The organism is Paenibacillus sp. JNUCC 35 (assembly GCF_058269095.1).
Map to the genome: position 1 here is coordinate 3653895 of NZ_CM177771.1, position 21326 is coordinate 3675220.

At 35.5% G+C, this 21326-nt stretch carries 2 protein-coding genes; both read right to left on the reverse strand.

All coding sequences use genetic code 11. The features are described 5' to 3' along the window. Window positions 1–252 precede the first annotated feature (252 nt). Window positions 253–5907, reverse strand: a complete 5655-nt coding sequence (locus AC2TF6_RS16355) for an amino acid adenylation domain-containing protein (RefSeq protein ID WP_491307658.1) — start codon at window positions 5905–5907, stop codon at window positions 253–255. A gap of 92 nt (window positions 5908–5999) precedes the next feature. Next, window positions 6000–21281 carry a non-ribosomal peptide synthetase gene (locus AC2TF6_RS16360; RefSeq protein WP_491307659.1) on the reverse strand — a complete coding sequence of 5094 codons (15282 nt, stop codon included), beginning with the start codon at window positions 21279–21281 and terminating at the stop codon, window positions 6000–6002. Window positions 21282–21326: the final 45 nt, after the last annotated feature.

The following is a 21326-nucleotide window of genomic DNA, read 5'->3' on the forward strand; positions in this document are numbered from 1 at the left end:
CTATATACTCCTTTAAATTAGAGCATCTTCAATTACTACATAGGAATAGAAGATGCTCTTTTTATAACATCATTTACATCATGTATATCGTGAAATTCAGGTATGTCAAGCAGGATGGATACTAGATAGGGTAGTATTCTGAGGTGTCAATAAACAGGTCTTAAGGTAAAACCATTCTTTATTGTGGGGATCTGTTTCAATTAGATAATTACTGAAAATATTCATTGGAATCTGCAGGTAGTTTTTGGGTGATCACGTCAAACTAACATGTACAGCCTGAACATGCTCACATAGTTGTTCAATGGTGGGATAATTTAACAAATGTCTAATTTCTGTTTTGTATCCATTTTGAATCAGTTTAAACGAGACTTGTATAGTCTTGATGGAGTCTCCACCCAATTCAAAAAAGTTATCGTAAATACCTATTTTATCAATATCTAGTACAGATTGCCATACTACTGCAATTATTTGTTCAACAGAATTACGTGGTGCGACATATTCCGTGGTTAATCGCATATTTTTATCCGGTTCCGGTAATGCTTTACGATCAATCTTTCCATTAGGTGTAAGTGGAATTCGTTCCAATTGGATAAAATAACTTGGAATCATATAACTTGGTAAATTTCTAGATAACACATTTCTTATTTGATTAATAGATAATTCACCTTTTAACACGAAATACGCGCATAGTGCTTGGCTGCCTTGTTTATCTTGATGTGCGACAACAACAACGTCCAGAATGTTATCTATCTTGTTAATTTCTGATTCCACTTCTCCAATTTCAATTCGATTTCCCCGAATCTTAACTTGATGGTCTATTCGTCCAATCAGCTCAATATTTCCATCGGGCAACCATCTTGCCAAATCCCCTGTTCGATACAGTCGCTCCCCTTCTTCAAAAGGACTAGAGATGAATTTTTCTTCAGTGAGTTCCGGTTGTTTGAAATATCCTCGTCCAACTCCCTTTCCTCCGATAAATAATTCTCCTATTAAACCAACAGGCTGCATTCCGAGATCACTATTCAATATAAACATTCTGTGATTTAAATACGGCTTCCCGATAGGTATACAATTATAATCATCCGACGCTGAATATTCATAATAACTATTATCTACGGATGCCTCGGTTACTCCGTAACTGTTAATAATTTTCATGGTCGAACCAAACCTAGATGTCAGCACTTTAAATGCGTCGATAGAACATTTATCACCGCCTAGTATTAAAGTCTTCAAACTATCTATTTTTAACTTATTTTGATATATATAATCCATCAACGGGATAACTAAGGAGGGTGCGGATTCTAAAATATCCAATTGGTGTCTATCGATTAGCTCATATATCTTGGTGATATCTCGTTTGTAATCAGAAGGACAAATTACCATTTCACCACCATATAATAAACATCGCACATAATCACCAGTAAAAGCATCAAATGAAAAGCTCGCGAGTTGTAGTTGTCTCACATTCCTTCCTTCATCCAATCGGTATTCTTTTTCCCAACCTAAGATCATCGAAGTGAGATTCCTGTGTTCAATCATCATCCCCTTTGGTTTTCCAGTTGTTCCTGATGTATAGATAACATAAGCTAAATTACGACAATTCAACTCCAGATCTAAGTTTGTATTCATTTCATGATAGGAATTTTGATCATCGATAACTATACATTTTTGGGGGAAGTTTATTCGATCTTTCAAATGGCCATGAATTAATAATATTTCACATTCGGAGTCTTCTAGCATACTTTCGATTCGCTCATCCGGATATTCCGGATCAATGGGAACATAAGCTCCACCAGATTTCAGAACGGCAAGTACACCTACTATCATTTCAAGCGAACGTTCAGCCATAATACCAACAAGTTGCTCCTGTCTAAGACCGTTAGCTAACAGTGTCCGCGCTAATTGATTTGCTCTGTCATTTAACTGACGATAAGTTAATTCTTCTTCCCTATATACAAGGGCAATTTTATTTGGGCTTCGTTCTACTTGTTCTTCAAATAACTGATGGAGCGTTTTCTCAGTTAAATAATTGACCGGACCATTAAACTGCTCTGATATCTGTAATTTTTCTTTTTCAGTGATCATTTCTAATTTGTTTATTTGAGATTCAGGATTTGCGATAACATGATCGACTAATTGTAAAAAATGCAAAGCCATTCGTTCAATCGTTACTTTGTTAAATAGTGATGTCGCATAGCCAATATCACATTCGATTTGTCCGTCTTTTTCATATGCGGCTAAAACCAAATCAAATTTTGCAATAGAATATTTTGAGCTGTATAAGTTAATTTCCAGTTCTAAGAGTTTATTTTGCACACGATCTATTTTCTGAAAAGTAAACAATACATCTACCAGGGGATTTCGGCTTGCATCTCTATCTAACTCGATACTGTCAACTAATTCTTCGAATGAAAAGTCTTGATTCTCAAATGCTTTTAAGGTATTTTTCTTCACTTCTTGAAGAAAGGTCGTAAAGGCTTTGCTGCTTGTTGGATTATTACGCATCGCTAACGTATTCAGAAACATACCAATAAGCGGCTCTAACTCGGCGTGGGATCGACCAGCAATCGGACTGCCTACAATGATGTCCGTTTGACCGCTGTACTTTGATAACAAAATCGTATAAATCGCTAACATAACCATGTATAGTGTAGTATTTGTTTGATTCGCAAGTTGGATAAGCCCTTCACTTTGTTGCCGGGTAAGAACAAACCTGATATCATCCCCGGCGAAACTTTTTTCTTTGGGTCTGATATAGTCCGTTGGTAATTGTAACACAGGAACTTTTTCTTGAAATCTGTCTATCCAGTATGCTTTTTGCTTTTTCATAACTTTTTGTTGTTTTTGACTTTGTTCCCATGAGGCATAATCTTTATATTGAATGCGTAACGGTGATAACTCTCTTCCTTCGTATAACTGATAAAACTCTTTTTTAAATATATCGATGGATACTCCATCAGAGACAATATGATGTGTATCAATCAATAAATAATATTTAGATGGAGCTACTTGTATAAGTTTAATTCGCAGTAAGGGTGCTTTAGCTAAATTAAACGGTTTAATAAAATCTTGAATATAGGAATCTATAGATGTTTCTGTACTATGCTCTACAAATAATTGAAACGTTATATTTTTGTGTACCTTTTGGACTAATTCTCCGTCAATAACTTCAAAAGATGTGCGAAAAGATTCATGTCTGTTTATCATTGTTTGAAAAACATTTTCTAAACGCATTAAATCTAATTTGCCTTCTAATATCGATACTGAAGGCATATTATAGGCAACATCTTCTAGCTGACTCACAATATACATTCGTTTTTGCGCGGATGAAACTGAATAATATTCAGATTCAGGAATCCTAGGTATCATGGTGTACAACCTAATCTCTTTATTTTCTATTACATTGGCCATTTGTTCCAATACGGGGTAATTAAATACATCTTTAATCGACAATTGCACACTCATATCTCGATGTATTTTAGTTGAAAGAAACATTGCACTTAGTGAATGACCACCAAGATCGAAAAAATTATCCAACAAGGAAATGTGGTCAATATCTAATACTTCCTTCCAAATTTCCAATAATTTTTTTTGTGTTGGCGTATTTGGCGTAATATACTCAATACCTGTTTGTACATTGTTATGTGGCTGAGGTAATGATTTTCGATCAATTTTCCCATTCGGAGATAAAGGTAATTGATCTAACTGTACATAGGAACTTGGAATCATATAACTGGGTAAATAAGCTGATAGTTCATCTCTAATTTTTCTTATTGGCAACATGGTGTTTGCCACAAAATATGCACATAAAACTTGCTCATCTCTTTTATTTTTATGCGTAACAATTACAACTTCCTGGATTTCTTCGATCTTATAAAAAGCTGATTCTATTTCACCAATTTCAATGCGGTATCCCCGAATTTTTATTTGATGGTCTATTCTTCCGATAAATTCAATATTCCCATCAGGTAACCATCTGGCAAGATCACCTGTCCGATACATTCTTTCTCCTTCTTTAAATGGATTCGGAATATATCTTTCTGAGGTAAGCGCCGGCCGTTTGTAATATCCCCTGCCTACCCCTTTTCCACCTATGAATAATTCACCTACAACACCGATAGGCAGTAAATTAAAACTATTATTTAATACATATAGTTCATCATTAATATAAGCTTTGCCGATTGGTAAGCAGTTATAGCTATTATTCGGCACATGTTCATAATAACTATTATCTATACAAGCTTCTGTAACGCCATAACAATTGATGATGCGTATAGTTGAACCGAATCGTTCATTTAGTTTTGTGAATGCATGTAAGGAACATTGATCTGAACTTGTAATCAAAGTCTGCATGGAGCTAATATTTAATCTATTTTTATAGATATAATCCATTAGTGGAATAATTAATGCAGGTGTAGATTCAAAAATATTGACCTTATGCTTATTGATAAGTTCATATATCTTTGTGATGTCACGCCTCGAATCGGTTGGACAAATTACCATTTCCCCGCCATGTAATAAACAGCGTGCATAGTCACCTGTAAATACATCAAATGAAAAGCTGGCTAATTGAAGTAACTTTATATTTCCATCATCCAATCGATAAGCATGTCTCCAACCTTCACACATGGCCGTCAATTGTCGATGTTCGATCATAGCACCTTTTGGATTTCCAGTTGTGCCAGAAGTATAGATAACATAAGCCAGGTTTGTTGAATCCAAATCTAAATTTAAATTTGTACGGATATCCTGGTAAGAATCTTGATCATCAATGACTATATTTTTTTTCGGAAAAAATACTCGATCTTTCAAATGACGATGGATCAACAAAATGTCACAATCAGAGTCCTCCAACATGAATTGGATTCTCTCATTCGGATATTCGGGATCAATCGGTACATACGCTCCACCGGCCTTTAATACCGCAAAAACACCTACCATCATTTCAATCGAGCGTTCAACCATAATACAAACAAGTTGTTCCCGTTGTAATCCTCTGGCTATAAGAGTCCGCGCTAATTGATTCGCACGCTCATTTAATTGTTGATATGTAAGGTATCTATCTTCGCACACTAATGCTACTTTATGTGGTGTTTGGTTTACTTGTTCTTCAAACAATTGGTGAATCAGCTTGTGACTTTTAACTAGCTCAGATGGATAATTAGATGGCTGTTTAAATGTAGGTAACATTTTAGATTTCTCTAAATCGTTTAAAAAATCTACCCGCTCAAATGCAAGGTCAGGCTGAAATAGAATAACAGTAAATAGTTCATTTAAATGATTTATTATTTGATTAACATACTCATACTCATAATAATTAAGAAAAGTTACATTCAAATTAATTTTAGTTTTATTTTCAATCTTAAAAGCAAATAATAATTCATAGTGAACGGTATTTTTAAAATCCAATGAGTTCAAATCATCTAGCATTACGATTGTATTAATGGTAGGTAAATGATCTTCATTATATTGAACACTAAGACCTTCGATCATTTTTCTGAAAGGGATGTCATGATTCGCGACAGCTTCTTTGATAAATTTATTAATTTCTTGAAATGCGCTTTTAAAAGTACTATTATGCTTAATCCTACTTTTTATCATGAATATTTCATTACGCATAGAATCCAGAAAACTTGGCATGCCGACAATAATATTTTCATTAGTCGTGTATTTGTTAAGTAAGCAATTAACCCCTGTTAGTAAAATCATATAAATTGCTAATGGTGAGTGATTAGCGAGGGAAGCAATTCTCTCTGAACATCTGTCCGAAAGAGAATACATGATTTGTTTGTATTCAATTGGCTCCTCGCAGCTCTGGGAATGTTTAATATGAGGTATTGAAGCAATCTGATCCTCGTAATCAAATACAGTATTCCAAAAAGATTCTTCTTGTATAAACTGAGACACGTTAACACCTCTTTCTTCAGAATCCCAATAAAAGCACCTTTTGAACTTAGAAAAAGTGTGTAATAACACTTTTTCTAAGTTCAAGCTAGAAATTAAAAGGAGAGCTCGAATAAGTCTATATCATTATTATGGTTATTAGAGACTTTACTTAATACGATTTGATTTATGTTTATCTCTGGATTCATTGTTACGGTAGATAAGATTGTTACCAATTCGGTCCACATAAATTCAATTGTCTTTTTCTTAAATAGCTTCGTACAATAAGAAATAGTACCTATAAGTTCCTCTGTACTAGCCATAAACGAAATTGAAAGATCAAATTTGGCAACCGTAAAGTTTTGTATAAGCTGGGTAAAAGTTAGCTCACCTATATCAAACTTAGACTGGCCTTTATTATGAAGTTCAAACATGGTATCAAATAACGGATTTCGGTTTATAGATTTATTTGCATTTACTATTTCCACCAATTGTTCAAAATCATAATCTTGATTTTCGTAAGCATCTAACATCGTTTGCTTTACATCGTTTAAAAACTCTAAAAAAGTCTTGTCGCCGGTCGGAAAATTTCTGATGGCGAGAGTGTTTACAAACATTCCGATCACTCCACCAATATCTGCATGAGTTCTTCCAGCTACCGGAGTGCCTATAATAATATCTTCCTGGCCGCTATATTTAGATAATAAAATAGAATAAGCAGCCATCAATACCATATACATAGTACTGCCTGAACGTACCGCTATTTCTTTTAGCTTTCCGTAGACATTTATATCTACATTGAATCGTTCTAGGGAACCTTGAAAACTTCGTTCTGAAGGTCTTTCATAATCAATCGGCATCTCAAGTTGAGGAATTTCCCCATTGAATATACGCTTCCAATATCTCTCCTGTTTTTTCATTCTTTCACTCAAAATCTCTGATCTCAGCCAGCATGCATAATCTTTATATTGGATTCGATTTTCTGGAATCTGCTCACCCGAGAATAAACTAGCCAATTCCTTCATGAAAATTTCCACAGATATCCCATCCGAAATAATATGATGCATGTCCAACATCAGCACATGAGAAGTGGGACTCAGTTTAAGCATCTTTACTCTTAATAAGGGTGCACCAGATAAATTAAATTCACGAACGAATCGGGCTATTTGATGTTCGAGTTCCTCTTCAAATATCTCAGTAAATTCTAATGAAAAATCAACCTGGTTATGAATGAGTTGCACGATCTCACCATCTACGATTTCAAAACTTGTGCGGAAAGAATCATGACGTTGAATGATTTGATGAATGGCGGACTCTAGCTTTTGGAAATTTAACAAGCCAGCAATTTGTAGGACAAATGGCATATTATAGATTGTCTCATTTCCTGGTTTCTGACTCGCAATATACATTCTTTTCTGAACCGATGTTATAGGATAATATTCCCTGAATTCCACTAAAGGAATAGAAGTAAATAACTCTTGATTTAAGAGTTCAATATGTCTCGCCATCTGTTCAATTGTGGGATGACTAAAAATGTCCCTAACCGAAATATTGATATTCATTTCCTTCGTTAGTTTGTTTATGAGATTTATTGCACTTAAGGAATGTCCACCGATGTCAAAGAAATGATCTTCTATTCCAATTTGATTTACGCCAAGTACTTGTTTCCAAATACCCAATAATTTTATCTCTACCGGTGAGCTTGGAGCGACATTTTTACCAGCTTCAATAGAGCTGCCTGTCAATGGAAGAGCCTTACGATCGACTTTACCATTAAGAGTCAACGGCATTCGAGGTAACTGTATAAAGAAAGTAGGAATCATATAATTGGGCAACCTATCTGCTAAGTGCTTTTTAAACTCACTAACAGAATAAGCTTGACTAGCAACGACGTACAAATATAGTACATTATCCTCATTTTCACGTTTATGTACCATAACGACTGCTTCTTGTACTCCATCAACTTGCAGGGCTGCCATCTCAATTTCGGGAGTTTCAATCCTATATCCCCGCACTTTTACTTGATGATCCGTTCTGCCTAAGTAAATAATATTGCCGTCTGCTGACCATCTCGCTAAGTCTCCTGTTCTATACATGCGCTCTCCCGCGGCAAACGGGTTATCGACAAACTTGCTATCGGTTAATTCGTTTTGTTTCCAATACCCTCTCGCTAAACCATCACCTGCTATACAAAGTTCCCCGGTAACACCAATCGGTTGAAGTTCGTTATTTCTACCCATAACGTATAGTTGTGTGTTGTTAATCGGCTTTCCTATGGGGACTGCATTATAATGTCCATTCTTATCACACTCAAAATAGGAGACATCAATGGTTGCTTCAGTTGGCCCGTAAAGATTAATTAATTTTATATCATTGGCAGAATTAAAGAGCTTATAGAATTGATTAACATGAAGAGGCAGTAAGGCTTCTCCGCTTGTAAACACTTGACTCAACGATGATAATTTTTCTGCACGTATCTCAGCCGGTATAAGCTCTAAGTATTCTAAAAACAAGTACAACATAGATGGTACAAAGTGGATCGTGGTTACACACGTATCGGAAATTGTATTTAAAAGGACTTCCGGATTTTTTTCACCGTCTGAAGGTAAAATACAAACCTTTGCTCCTACAAGAGACCACCATAACAATTCCCAAACCGATACATCAAACGTATACGTTGTTTTGTGTAGAATCGTATCACCTGCATCAATCGGATACTGTTGCTGCATCCACAGTAAGCGATTAACAACAGAACGGTGCTCAATCAACGATCCTTTAGGCTGTCCAGTTGATCCGGATGTATAAATAACATAAGCTAACCGGCGACTTTGACCTTCATACTGCAGATTGGAACCATTTTGTGCATAGACATGCCTATCATCCAAATTAATTTTCTTACCTGTAAAATGAATACGGTTTTGCAAATGGTTCTGCAATAACACGACTTTGACATCCGCATCCCGAAGAATAAAGTCAATACGTTCATCAGGAAAATTCGGATCAATTGGCACATAGGCTCCGCCTGCCTTAAGTATGGCAATTATACCCACTAACATTTCAAAAGAACGGTTTACCAGAATCGCTACCAACTGTTCTTCCTTAACACCTTCTGCTCGAAGTGTTCTTGCCAGTTTATTTGCACGCTCATTTAGCTCGCTGTACGTTAATTGTTGATTGTCATATATGACTGCTACTTGATCTGGTGTTCGACCTACTTGTTCTTCAAACAGTTGATAAATCATCTTATCCCTCGGATAAACTGTTGTTGTATCATTAAATATTTCGAGAATTTGCTTCGTCTCTTCCTCTGTAATCAAAGTCAGTTCAGCGATTTTCACCTGAGGATTTGCGAGTATTTTTTCAATCAACTCTTTAAAATGTTTGGCCATTCTTAATATGGTAGATTCTTGGTACAAGGATGTGGCATATTCCAATATACACCGCAGCTCTTCACCATGTTCAAATGTTACTAATGTCAAATCAAATTTAGAGAAATTGTATTTCACTTTACAAGGTGTCATGGTGACACTTTCTATACTTCCTACAGATGGCTCCATGTTTTGCATGATAAACATAACGTCGAATATGGCATTACGACTTAAATCTCTTTTTACGTCTAACTTTTCTACTATATCTTCAAAAGGACAGTCTTGATTTTCAAATGCTCTTAGCGCTTGTTCTTTTACTTCATTTAAGTAATTCTCATATGTTTTATCTCCTAGTGGATAACTTCTCAATGCAAGGGTGCCCACAAACATCCCAATTACATTTTCTAAATCCACATGAGTTCTTCCAGCTATTGGACTACCTACAATAATGTCATCTTGCCCACTATATTTCGACAACATAATCTTATAAATAGATAAAAGAACCATGTACATGGTGGAGCCGGCTTCTGCCGCTAATTGTCGTAAGCCGGCACTGATTTGAGCGTTAATAACAAACTCAATGTGACTCCCTTTAAAATCCTTAACTGCCGGTCTAATTCCATCCGTTGGCAATTGCAGAACAGGAAGCTCTCCTCCCAGCGTGTCTAACCAATACGTTACCTGTTTTTGAATCAGTTTCTGCTTCGCTTCACTTTGCTGCCATACCGTGAAATCCTTGTATTGAATTCGCAGGTCAGGTAACGCTTCTCCTTTATACAATTGCGATAGTTCATTCATGAATGTATGCTGGGAAACTCCATCAAAAATGATATGATGCATATCCATCAATAGTATGTGCTTGGATTCTTCAAGTGCAAGTAACTCTATTCGTACTAAAGGAGCGTGCTTTAAATCGAACTCCCTAATGAATCCATTTAAATAGTTTTCCGCTTCTTCTTGCTTTAGATGATGAACAACAACATTAAACTCGATCTCGGAATGCACCCGTTGCATCAAAGTACCATCGATAACTTCGAAACTTGTACGTAAGGATTCGTGTCTAGCAATCATCTGCTTAAATGCAAACACTAACCTTCCACGATTTAATTTTCCTTCAATCATTAACATACTAGGAATATTGTAACTTTGTTTGCCACCTTCCAATTGATTCAACACATACATTTGTTTTTGTACAGAAGAGGCCGGATAATAATCTCTTGGTTGTAAAGCGGTAATACATTCATGACTCTCTAACTCAACTTCATTAATCCTAACGGCTAATTGTTCAATGGTTGGATAATTAAACACATCTTTTACAGAAACATTAACGTTAAAATATTTACTCATTCTTGATACTAGTCCCATTGCCCGAAGTGAATGCCCACCTACATCAAAAAAATGATCTCTTACACTCAATTGCCTTAATCCAAGTAGATCTTGCCAAATTTCAGCTAACTTCACTTCTATATCGTTACGTGGTAATACAATTTCATTATCTCTTTGCAATTTCTCTTCAGGAAGTGGAAGTGCCTTTCGGTCAACCTTGCCATTATAATTTAATGGCATTTGATTCAATTTCATAAAATGAGACGGAATCATATAATAAGGTAAACTAAAAGCAAGCTTTTTCTTTAATTCTTCTGTAGATAAAGAATCGTTCGCGACAAAGTATGCACATAAGGTTTTATCACCGTCCTGCTCATTGACGATGACGACTGTTTCTTTAACCGATTCCACATTTAATATAGCCGACTCTACTTCACTTATCTCTATCCTGTATCCACGTATCTTCACTTGATGATCTTCACGTCCGATGTATTCAATATTTCCATCAGAACACCAACGTGCTAAGTCTCCTGTACGATACATCTTCTCGCTTGATTTCCATGGATGTGCAACGAATTTTTCTGACGTTAATGGATCTAGATTATGGTAACCTCTCGCTAAAGGCACTCCGGCAATACATAATTCCCCGGCAATTCCTATAGGCTGTACTTGATTTTGCTTATTTAGTATCCATATTTCAGTATTTGAAATGGGCTTCCCAATAGAAGGAAACATATCGTACTGTTCGGCCTTTATTGTATTTACCGTCACCACATGAGTTTCCGTTGGGCCATAATGATTATGAAGTCTCACCTGATACTTACGTAACATTTGATCTAGTAAAGGATTCACAACCAGGATATCTCCTGCCGCAACAATGTGTTTGACGCAGGATACAAGTTTCTCCAAAGAAGTTTCGTTGGATGCAATGTAATTCAAATATGCGCTTGGTAAAAATGCAGTTTGAATTTGATGATTTTGTAAATAGTTGTTGAATTGAGAATCGTCTTTTTTCTGATCATTATCAATGATAAATAATGTTCCACCTGACGAGAGCGTACAGCATATCTCCTGATAACACACATCAAAACTAAGTGAGGCAAACTGTAATACCCTGTCATATACTAATTCTGTTGCCGTTTGAAGATAATGAACCAAATTGATCATTGTTTTATGTTCAATTTGAACACCTTTTGGCTTTCCTGTTGTGCCTGAAGTATACAACACATACAACAGATCACTTTCTGAACCACTTGTTTGTATGTCCTCTAGCTCACCAACAACTTGCGTGATAGTATCAAGAAAAATAACATCTCCCTCATAAACGATGTTGTTTATCAATTCGTTTCGTGTGAGTACTATCTTTGTACCACTATCATGAACCATATAGGATAACCGTTCAGCTGGGAGTTCAGGATCAAGGGGTAAGAATGCACCGCCTGCTTTCATAATTGCTAATATCCCAATCATAAATTCAATTGAGCGTTCCATCATAATTCCAATGATTTGATCACTTGAAACCCCTTGCTGAATCAATCTTCGCGAAATTATGTTTGCTTGTGTATTTAGTTCCCTGTAAGTTAAACTTTTGCCCTTATATACAACCGCTACATGATCAGGGGACTGTCTCACTTGACCTTCAAACAAATGATGAATCAACTTGTTATTTTGATATTCCGCTTTCGTGTCATTAAATACTTCAATAATTTTCTTTTGCTCTTCCTTAGTAATCAAGCTTAAATCTTTAATTAACATCGTTGGAGTTAGTACAACTTGTTGAATGATATGGATAAAATGTTTACTTATCTGTTCGACATTCTCACGCTTATATATGTTTGCATTATATTGAAACTTAATTTTCAATTCATTCCCCGGTAGTATCAGAATATTAAAGTCATAATTGATTTGCTCCCCTCCTTGAAAGTCTGTAATTCGAAGCCTCTCTTTATCAGCGGGAGCAATATCGGGATCAAACGGATAATTTTCAAATATTAATACATGATTAACTAAATCTTGTTTTTGTGGTACGTGCGCTTGAATTTCAAACAATGGATACATATCGTAATTGTTCGAGGTAATTGCTGAATCATGTAAACATTGCATCAATTCTTTGCAAGTCATTCCCTGCTCACTTCGAACACGAACAGGAATTGTATTAATAAATAGACCTAACATATTTTCGATATCCGGGATCTTTTCAGATCTTCCTGATACAACGCTTCCAAATACAACGTCATGACTATTGTTATACTTTTGTAATAAAATGCCCCAAATTGATTGCATGGCAATATTCAACGTAACTTGAAATTGATTGGCAAGCAGTTGTAAACTCTCCGTCAACGATATCCCTAAAGAACATATCAACGACTCTGCTTGATACGTTTCGCTGCGATTAGCCGCTTTGAAAGGCAATACCGTTTGATTCTCATAATCTCTCAAATAAGTAAGCCAATAATTCCTGGCTTCTTCTTTATTTTGTTCTTCTAACCACACGATATACTCGCTATACGGGGTGATTGGATTAATCTTCACTACCCGTTGGTTGATTATTTCCTCATACATTGAAAACCACTCATTGAGAAATAAAGGGCAGCTCCATCCATCCATTAGGATATGATGAAAACTCCATACCATCTGGTGTTTGTTTTCTTCTGTTCTAAATAATGCAAAACGATACCAATGCTCAGATGTAAGATTAAACTTTCTTTCTTGATCAAATTCCATGTATAAACGGATGTATTCTTGACGTTCTTGTTCACTCATTTCGCGAATATCTTCATACTTAATAGAGCATGTTTTTTGCTTAAATACGATTTGTAGAAAAGTATCTTTCCATCCATGATAAAGATTCGTACGAAGTATTTCGCATTTCTGGACTATCAAATTTAAACTTTCGACCAAGGCCGTACACTTTAAATCTCCTTCTAAATCAATGAGGAATTGTTCGAAATATGAGTTGGAATCAGGTTCCGATAAACGGTGAAAAACCATTCCTTCTTGCATCGGGCTTAACAAGTATGCGTCATCAATCTCTCCAATATGTTTGGTTTGTTTAATCATCTGATCCAATTCTTCTATCGACATTCCTTTAAGCGTTAAATCACTTGGCGTTAGTTCAACATGATCTTTATTTTCACAATGCATAATAATCCTTAGAAGACTTCTTTTAAATTCATCAGCCAGCCGTTCCATAGTCTTCCTGTGATATTGCTTACCGCTATAGAGAAGTGTAAAAACCAACTTTCCTTCTTGAACCATTCCATTAATATCAATGGTATTCAGCATTTTCATGTCTTCGCTCATTAGATTGCCAACTGCGTAAGGAGATAGTTGTAATAGATTACCTGATATATCCTGATCAAATTGTCCCAGATAATTAAAGTTAATTTCAGGTTTAATCTGATTCGTAAACACTCTGTCTGATTGGGAAAGATACCGCAATAAACCATACCCCATCCCTTTTCTAGGAATGCTGCGCAACATTTCTTTTACATTTTTTATTATGGCGGACAAATCTTGATTTTCTTTTATCCTCAAAATTATAGGATACATGGTGGTAAACCACCCTATAGTTCGAGTGGTATTCGTGTTCGGGATAATATCCTCTCTACCATGGCCTTCTAAGTTTACCCTAATATTTTGTACCCCTGCCCAATCATGAATCGCTATCCCCAAAGCGGATAAAAGTAAATCATTTATTTCCGTCGTATACACTTTATTGGAGTGTTTTAATAACCTCTCAGTTTCTTTGGTTGTCCATTGAACTATTACCTGTTCACGATCATGATTCAATGAAGACTGGTTTTCTTCCATATCTTTTGGAAGTAAATCATACTCAGTAAGTTCAAATTTGGACCAATATCTCCAATCCTCATCAAGGTTTGGACTATTGGCGTAGTTAAGAAGCCGTTCTGCCCACAGTTTATAGGAATCCGTTTTTTGGGGAAACTTGATACTTATCCCTTGCAATGCTTGCTTGTATCCATTAGAAAAATCCTCTAACAATATACGCCAGGAAACCATATCAATAACCAAATGATGAATGGCAATAAGTAAATGATCTCCGTCTGGGCACTTAAATAATCCAAGCTTTACCAAGGGGCCTTCGTTAATATTCATGCTACTTTGTATTTGATTTGCTTTCTCTTTCACAATTTCTTCACAATCATAATCATCTTGCAGATTATAGACTTCCAACTTACAACTAGCGCTATCAATAATCCTTCGATTATATGCTTCTACCCCATTATCCGAATCTACAAAAACCATACGTAATGCATCATGATGCTCAATTATTTTAGTTATCACTTTAAGAACAATTTTTTCATTAAAGCGTTCTAGATGGTAGAGCATCATTGCTTGATTCAAATAATGATCCTCAAATTCTTGCTCGAAAAACCATTTTTGGATCGGCGTAAGGGCTGCTCTTCCAATAATTTCACTTTGTTCAGCAACAGTAGTATTCAAGTATACGTATCCACTAAGTTGAGAAATCGTTGGATTTTTTAATAAATGTTTGATTTCTACTCTTAGTCCATTTTGCAACAACCTTGAGGCAACTTGTATGGACTTAATCGAGTCACCGCCAAGGTCATAGTAGTTATCCCAAATTCCTATTTGCTTTACTCCTAGTACAGATTTCCAAACTTCGGCTATCGTATGTTCTACAGGAATTCGCGGTGCCACATATGTTGTTTCAGGTTTAGTATGATCATCGGGGACAGGCAAAGCGTTGTAGTTAATTTTTCCGTTTTTAGTAAAAGGAAACTGAGGTACTTGCATCCAATAGGTGGGTATCATGTAAGTCGGAATGATTTCAGATAATCGGGTTTTTAGTTCACTTACAACGTATGGCTTATTCGCAACGATATACGCCAATAATGACTTATCCCCATTCTCATTCGCTCGTGCAATCACGATTACTTCTTGTATCTCTTCAAGTTGAAGTATTGCTTTCTCAACCTCTCCGATTTCAATACGGTAACCCCGAATTTTCACTTGATGATCCAATCGTTCCAAATATTCAATACTTCCATCTGGCAACCACCGAGCAAGGTCACCGGTTCTATACATTTTTTCATTTGGGACAAACGCATGTTCTACAAATTTATCATTTGTAAGCTCAGGAGAATTAAGATATCCATTAGCTATTCCATCCCCCGCAATACATAATTCTCCTGAAACACCAAAAGGCTGAAGCTTATTGTCCTTATTCAATATATAAATACTCGTGTTACTTATAGGTCTTCCAATTGGTATAGTCACAGCATTATTTTCTAAATAATCAACATCATAACAGGTAGCAAATACAGTTGCTTCTGTTGGTCCATAAACATGTTTTATTTTATTGGGACCCAAGTGTCTTAAAGCTTTTTCCACATGATGGACAGAACAACGTTCCCCTCCAAAAAGAACGTTTCGAACATGGCGTAAGCTATCGACATTAAAATCTACAAGAACATTAAACAGAGCCGTAGTAACAAACATAATTGAAATACGTTGATCTTCTATTAACTTTGCTAACTTACTGATGTCAAGTATCGTTTCCTCTGCTACTAAAGTTAACCGCGCTCCGTTTAATAAACTGCCAAAAATATCAAAGGTAGCTCCATCGAAAGAAAAGCTCGATAATTGAAGTACATTATCTTGCGGAGTAATAGTGATAAAGTTAGTGTTACATACAACTCGCACAATATTACGATGTGTTGTTAAAGTTCCTTTCGGTTTACCTGTTGTCCCTGAAGTATAAATGACATAAGCCAAATCAGTTGCTTTCAAAGTGCTTGCCACATTATTTCCATCAGCTTGGTAATAGCTTTCATCATCCAAGTTCAAAAGTGTGCCTTCAAATTCTACTTTATTCCGCATTTGACTGCTTGTTAGTAACCAAGAAGTTTTTGAGTCTTCCAGTATATAGCGAATTCGATCTTCCGGATATTCCGGATCAATAGGAACATACGCACCACCGGCTTTTAAAATACCCAGTATACCCACGATCATTTCCATTGATCGATTCGTCATAATGCAAACAAGCTGCTTGACTTTCATTCCTTTTAATTTAAGGGTGTTTGCCAGCTTATTCGCTCTTTCATTTAACTCTTGATACGTATAGTTTTTCCCTTCATAAGTTAAAGCAACATGATTAGGTATTCGTGAAACTTGTTCTTCAAACAATTGATGAATAGTTTTATCTTGTGGATACTCTTTTTTCGTATTATTAAATTCATACAATATTTTTCTTTTTTCTTCATTTGTCACCATTTCAATATTTGAAATAATCGTATCAGGGTGTGAAATCACACTGTCTACCAGTATCTTAAAATGCTGAATCATTCGATCAATCGTACTCATTTTGAATAATGAGGTTGCATATCCAATCTCACACTGAATACGACCTTCATTTTCTATTATTTCCAATGTTAAGTCAGCTTTGGCCGCATAATATTTCATTTCGAATGGTTTAATTTGCGGTATTGAAGGGTAATCAGGTCTCGTCATATTCTGGAACACAAACATCACATCAAAAAGTGAATTTCGCCCCGTGTCCCGCATTATCTCAATATTTTCTACCAACTCTTCAAATGGAAACTCTTGATTTTCATAGGCTTTTAAGGCATTTTCTTTTACTTCTTCAAGAAAAGTTGTGAATTTTTTATTTTGCTCGGGATAGTTACGTATAGCTAATGTATTTAAAAACAGTCCTACCATCGGCTCTAATTCGGCATGTATTCTTCCTGCAATCGGGCTGCCTACAATAATATCTGTTTGACCACTGTACTTCGATAACATGATGGTATAAATGGATAGCATAGTCATATATAAGGTTGTATTTGTTTGATTCGCGAGTTGATATAGCCCTTCACATTGTTCTTCAGACAAATCAAAACTAACACTAGTACCTTCAAAGCTTCTTACTAATGGCCTCCTGTAATCAGTCGGTAACTGCAGTACAGGAATTTCATCTTTAAATTGGTTGAACCAGTAATTCTTTTGGTTCATTAGATTTGATTTTTGTAATTGATCTTGTTGCCAGATTACATAATCTGTATACTGGATGCGTAACGGCTCTAGTTCTTTTCCTTGATATAAGTGCATCCATTCCTTCATAAAGGTATTCATGGAAACTCCATCGGAGATCATATGATGCATATCGATTAGTAGAGAGTATCTTTCGTTACCCAATTCCAATAACTGAATCCTTACTAAAGATGCTTCAGCTAAATTAAACGGCTTGATAAATTCTTTAACATAAAAATCCAGTTCAGATTCATTTATCTGTACAACATTTAAATGAAATGGCACTTGATCATTAATTTTTTGAACAATCTCACCTTCAACCATATCAAAAGATGTACGGAAAGAATCATGCCTCTTGATTAACTCTTTAAAAACATCTTCTAAAAGTTTGATGTCCAGTTTACCTGTTATTGCTGTTGTAGACGGCATATTATAGGCAAGTTCCGCACCCTCATATTGACAGGAGATAAATATTCTTTTTTGTGCTGATGATAATGGATAATGTGTATGTACTGGGTTCTTTGGAATCGTTGTATAGTGGTTTTCTTCCATAGTGGTAATCCAATTTGCCATTTGTTCAAGAATAGGGCTCTCAAAAACTTGTTTAAAAGACAACTGTATGTTCATGTCTTTGTGTATTTTAGACAATAGAGTCATGACTTTTAATGAGTGACCGCCTACATCAAAAAAATGATCTAATACAGAGACTCGCTCCAACCCTAAGACTTCTTTCCAAATTATTGATAATTTTTTTTCAATTAGCGTTCTTGGTTCAACATGCTCCGCGCCGATCCGCATACTTTTATTAGGTACTGGAAAAGCATTGCGGTCCACTCTTCCATTGGCCGTTAACGGAAATTGATCCATCTCTATAAAATAACTTGGAATCATATAAGTCGGCAGTTTTATCGCCAAAGCATCTCTAATTTGTTTAATGGTTAGTTTTCCAGTTAGGATAATATAAGCACATAATTCTTGTTCACCTTGCTCATCTTTTTGCGCAATAACAACTGCTTCTTTGACCTTCTTTACTTTGTATATTTCTGATTCAACCTCACCAATTTCAATCCTGTATCCTCGAACTTTTACTTGATGATCCATCCTGCCTAAAAATTCGATATTTCCTTCAGGTAACCATCTGGCTAAATCTCCAGTCCTATACACTCTTTCCCCATTTAAAGGATTAATGATAAACTTTTCCGCTGTAAGTTCCGGACGATTGTAATAACCCCTTCCGATTCCTTTTCCACCGATAAATAGTTCCCCAATGCCCTCAATTTGCAAATTGAAATTTTCATCTAAAATATATATATCAACATTATTGAAAGGCTTACCGATAGGTAAACTATGGTACGTTTCAGACGGAATTTCGTCATAGTAACAATTATCAATACAAGCTTCCGTCACACCATAGCTGCTAACAACCCGGATATCTGGGCTAAAACGTTCGCAGATTAATTTAAATGCTTTTATGGGTACGATATCTGTGCCAATAATCAAAACTTTCATGCTATCCATATTCAGATTATAACTATGTACATATTCCATTAATGGAATTATTAAAGCCGGTGTATAGTCAAGCATACTTATACGATGTTTACTTATGAGCTCATATATATTCACAATATTGCGTCGAGACTCCGCTGAGGTTATAACCAACTGTCCTCCATTAAGTAAAGATCGTGTATAGTCTTGTGTGAATAAATCAAATGAAATACTTCCAAGCTGAAGTACTTTAACATTTTCATCTAATTGATAAGCTTGATTCCAACTCTCAAACATAAAAGTAAGCTGCCTGTGTTCAATCATTACTCCTTTCGGATTTCCGGTTGTACCTGATGTATAAATGACATAAGCCAGATTTTCACTATTCAGTAGCAGATCTAAATTCGAACAATCTTTGTGAAATGCTTCTGGTTCATCGATGATAATTTTATTAGTTTCAGAAGTTATACAAGATTGTAAATCACGATGAATCAATACAAGCTTACATTTTGAGTCCTCTATCATATATTTAATTCGTTCATTAGGAAGCTCCGGATCAATCGGAACATACGCTCCCCCGGCTTTAAGTATCGCAAATATACCAATAATTACATCAATAGAGCGATCCAATAATATACCGACCAGTTCTTCTGTTTGTAATCCATTTGCAATCAATGTACGAGCTAATTGATTTGCACGTTTGTTAAGCTCTAGATAAGTTAATTGGTCATTTTCACATATAACAGCTAAATCATTCGGCCTTTGTTCAACTTGTTCCTCAAATATTTGATGAATCATTTTCTCGCTAGGGCATGCTGTCATATCAATATCGCCTAACGCCACGTTCCTATTATCCAGCAATTTTTCTACTAAATTAGTAAATTCTAGAGACATTTTTATTATTGTTTCAGGCTTAAATAATTCTGTTGCATATTCAAATATACATTGCAGTTGTTCGTCTTTTTCTTCTGCAATCAAAGTCAATTCGACACTGGTCGGTATATTTTCTATAAAGTAAGGATTGGAAACTACATTGTCTATCTCAAAATTTACAAATTGAGCATCGTCCATAACAAACATAGCACCAAAGATCGAATGAACACCTGTATCCCCATGTTCAGAAATATTCATCATGAGCTCATCAAATGGGTAGTCTTGATTTTCATAAGCTTTAATTACATAATTCTTTACTTCTTCCAAGATTTCCGGGAATGTTTTTTCATCTGAAGGATAACTTCTATATACAATAAGATTGCTAAATAAACCTATCAAAGGTTCTAAATCAAGATGTGTTCTCCCTGCTGTTAAACTACCTACAACGACATCATCTTTTCCACTAAGCTTGGATAACATGATCGTATAAATAGTGAGCATAACCATAAATAATGTTGTATTGGTCTGATGAGTCAATTGTTTTAATTTATTGTATTTGGATTTATCAATCACAAAAGAAAATCGAGCTCCCACATAACTTTGCTTTAAAGTACGGGCAAAATCTGTAGGCATTTCTAATACGGAAGCGTCGTCTAATACACGAAGCCAATATGCTTCTTGCTTTAACATATCATCGCTATCTAACTGCTTTTGTTGAAATACTGCATAATCCTTATATTGAATTGCAAGCGGAGATAAATTATCTCCACGATATAACTGATTAAACTCGTTTATTAATATCGTTAAAGATAATTGATCCGAGACTAAAGGATGCATATAAATGATCAAAACATGGCTAGTTGCTGTTATTTCTATCCATCCAACTTTGAATAGTGGAGCCCCAGTAGAATCAAAAAAATTAGTTAATTCGGTAATCGTCTTTTCCAACAACTCCATTTTGCTCTGTCTATACTCCAGATCAAATGTTACTTCATCATGAATATATTGTTGAATCAGACCATCCATCATTTCAAAGCTCGTTCGCAGTATTTCGTGTCTTTGAATTAATTTTCTAAAAGCACTTACGATTTCATAAACGTTAACGTTTCCATCTAATTTAAACGCATGACAGATCGAATTACATTGCGATCCCATGTTGAATTTCTTTAATTTAATTACTCTTTTTTGGTTCGACGATACCGGATAATAAGCTCTATTTTTAACTTGCGGGATAGTTATAGCTTCCGGTTTGTTATTCATTAAATAGTTTGCCATCTGCTCGATAGTAGGATATTGAAATATATGTTGCAAAGTTAAACCTTTATTCATCCATATACCTCCTAATTTGAAGAAGAATCCAGCTGTTACAGAAAA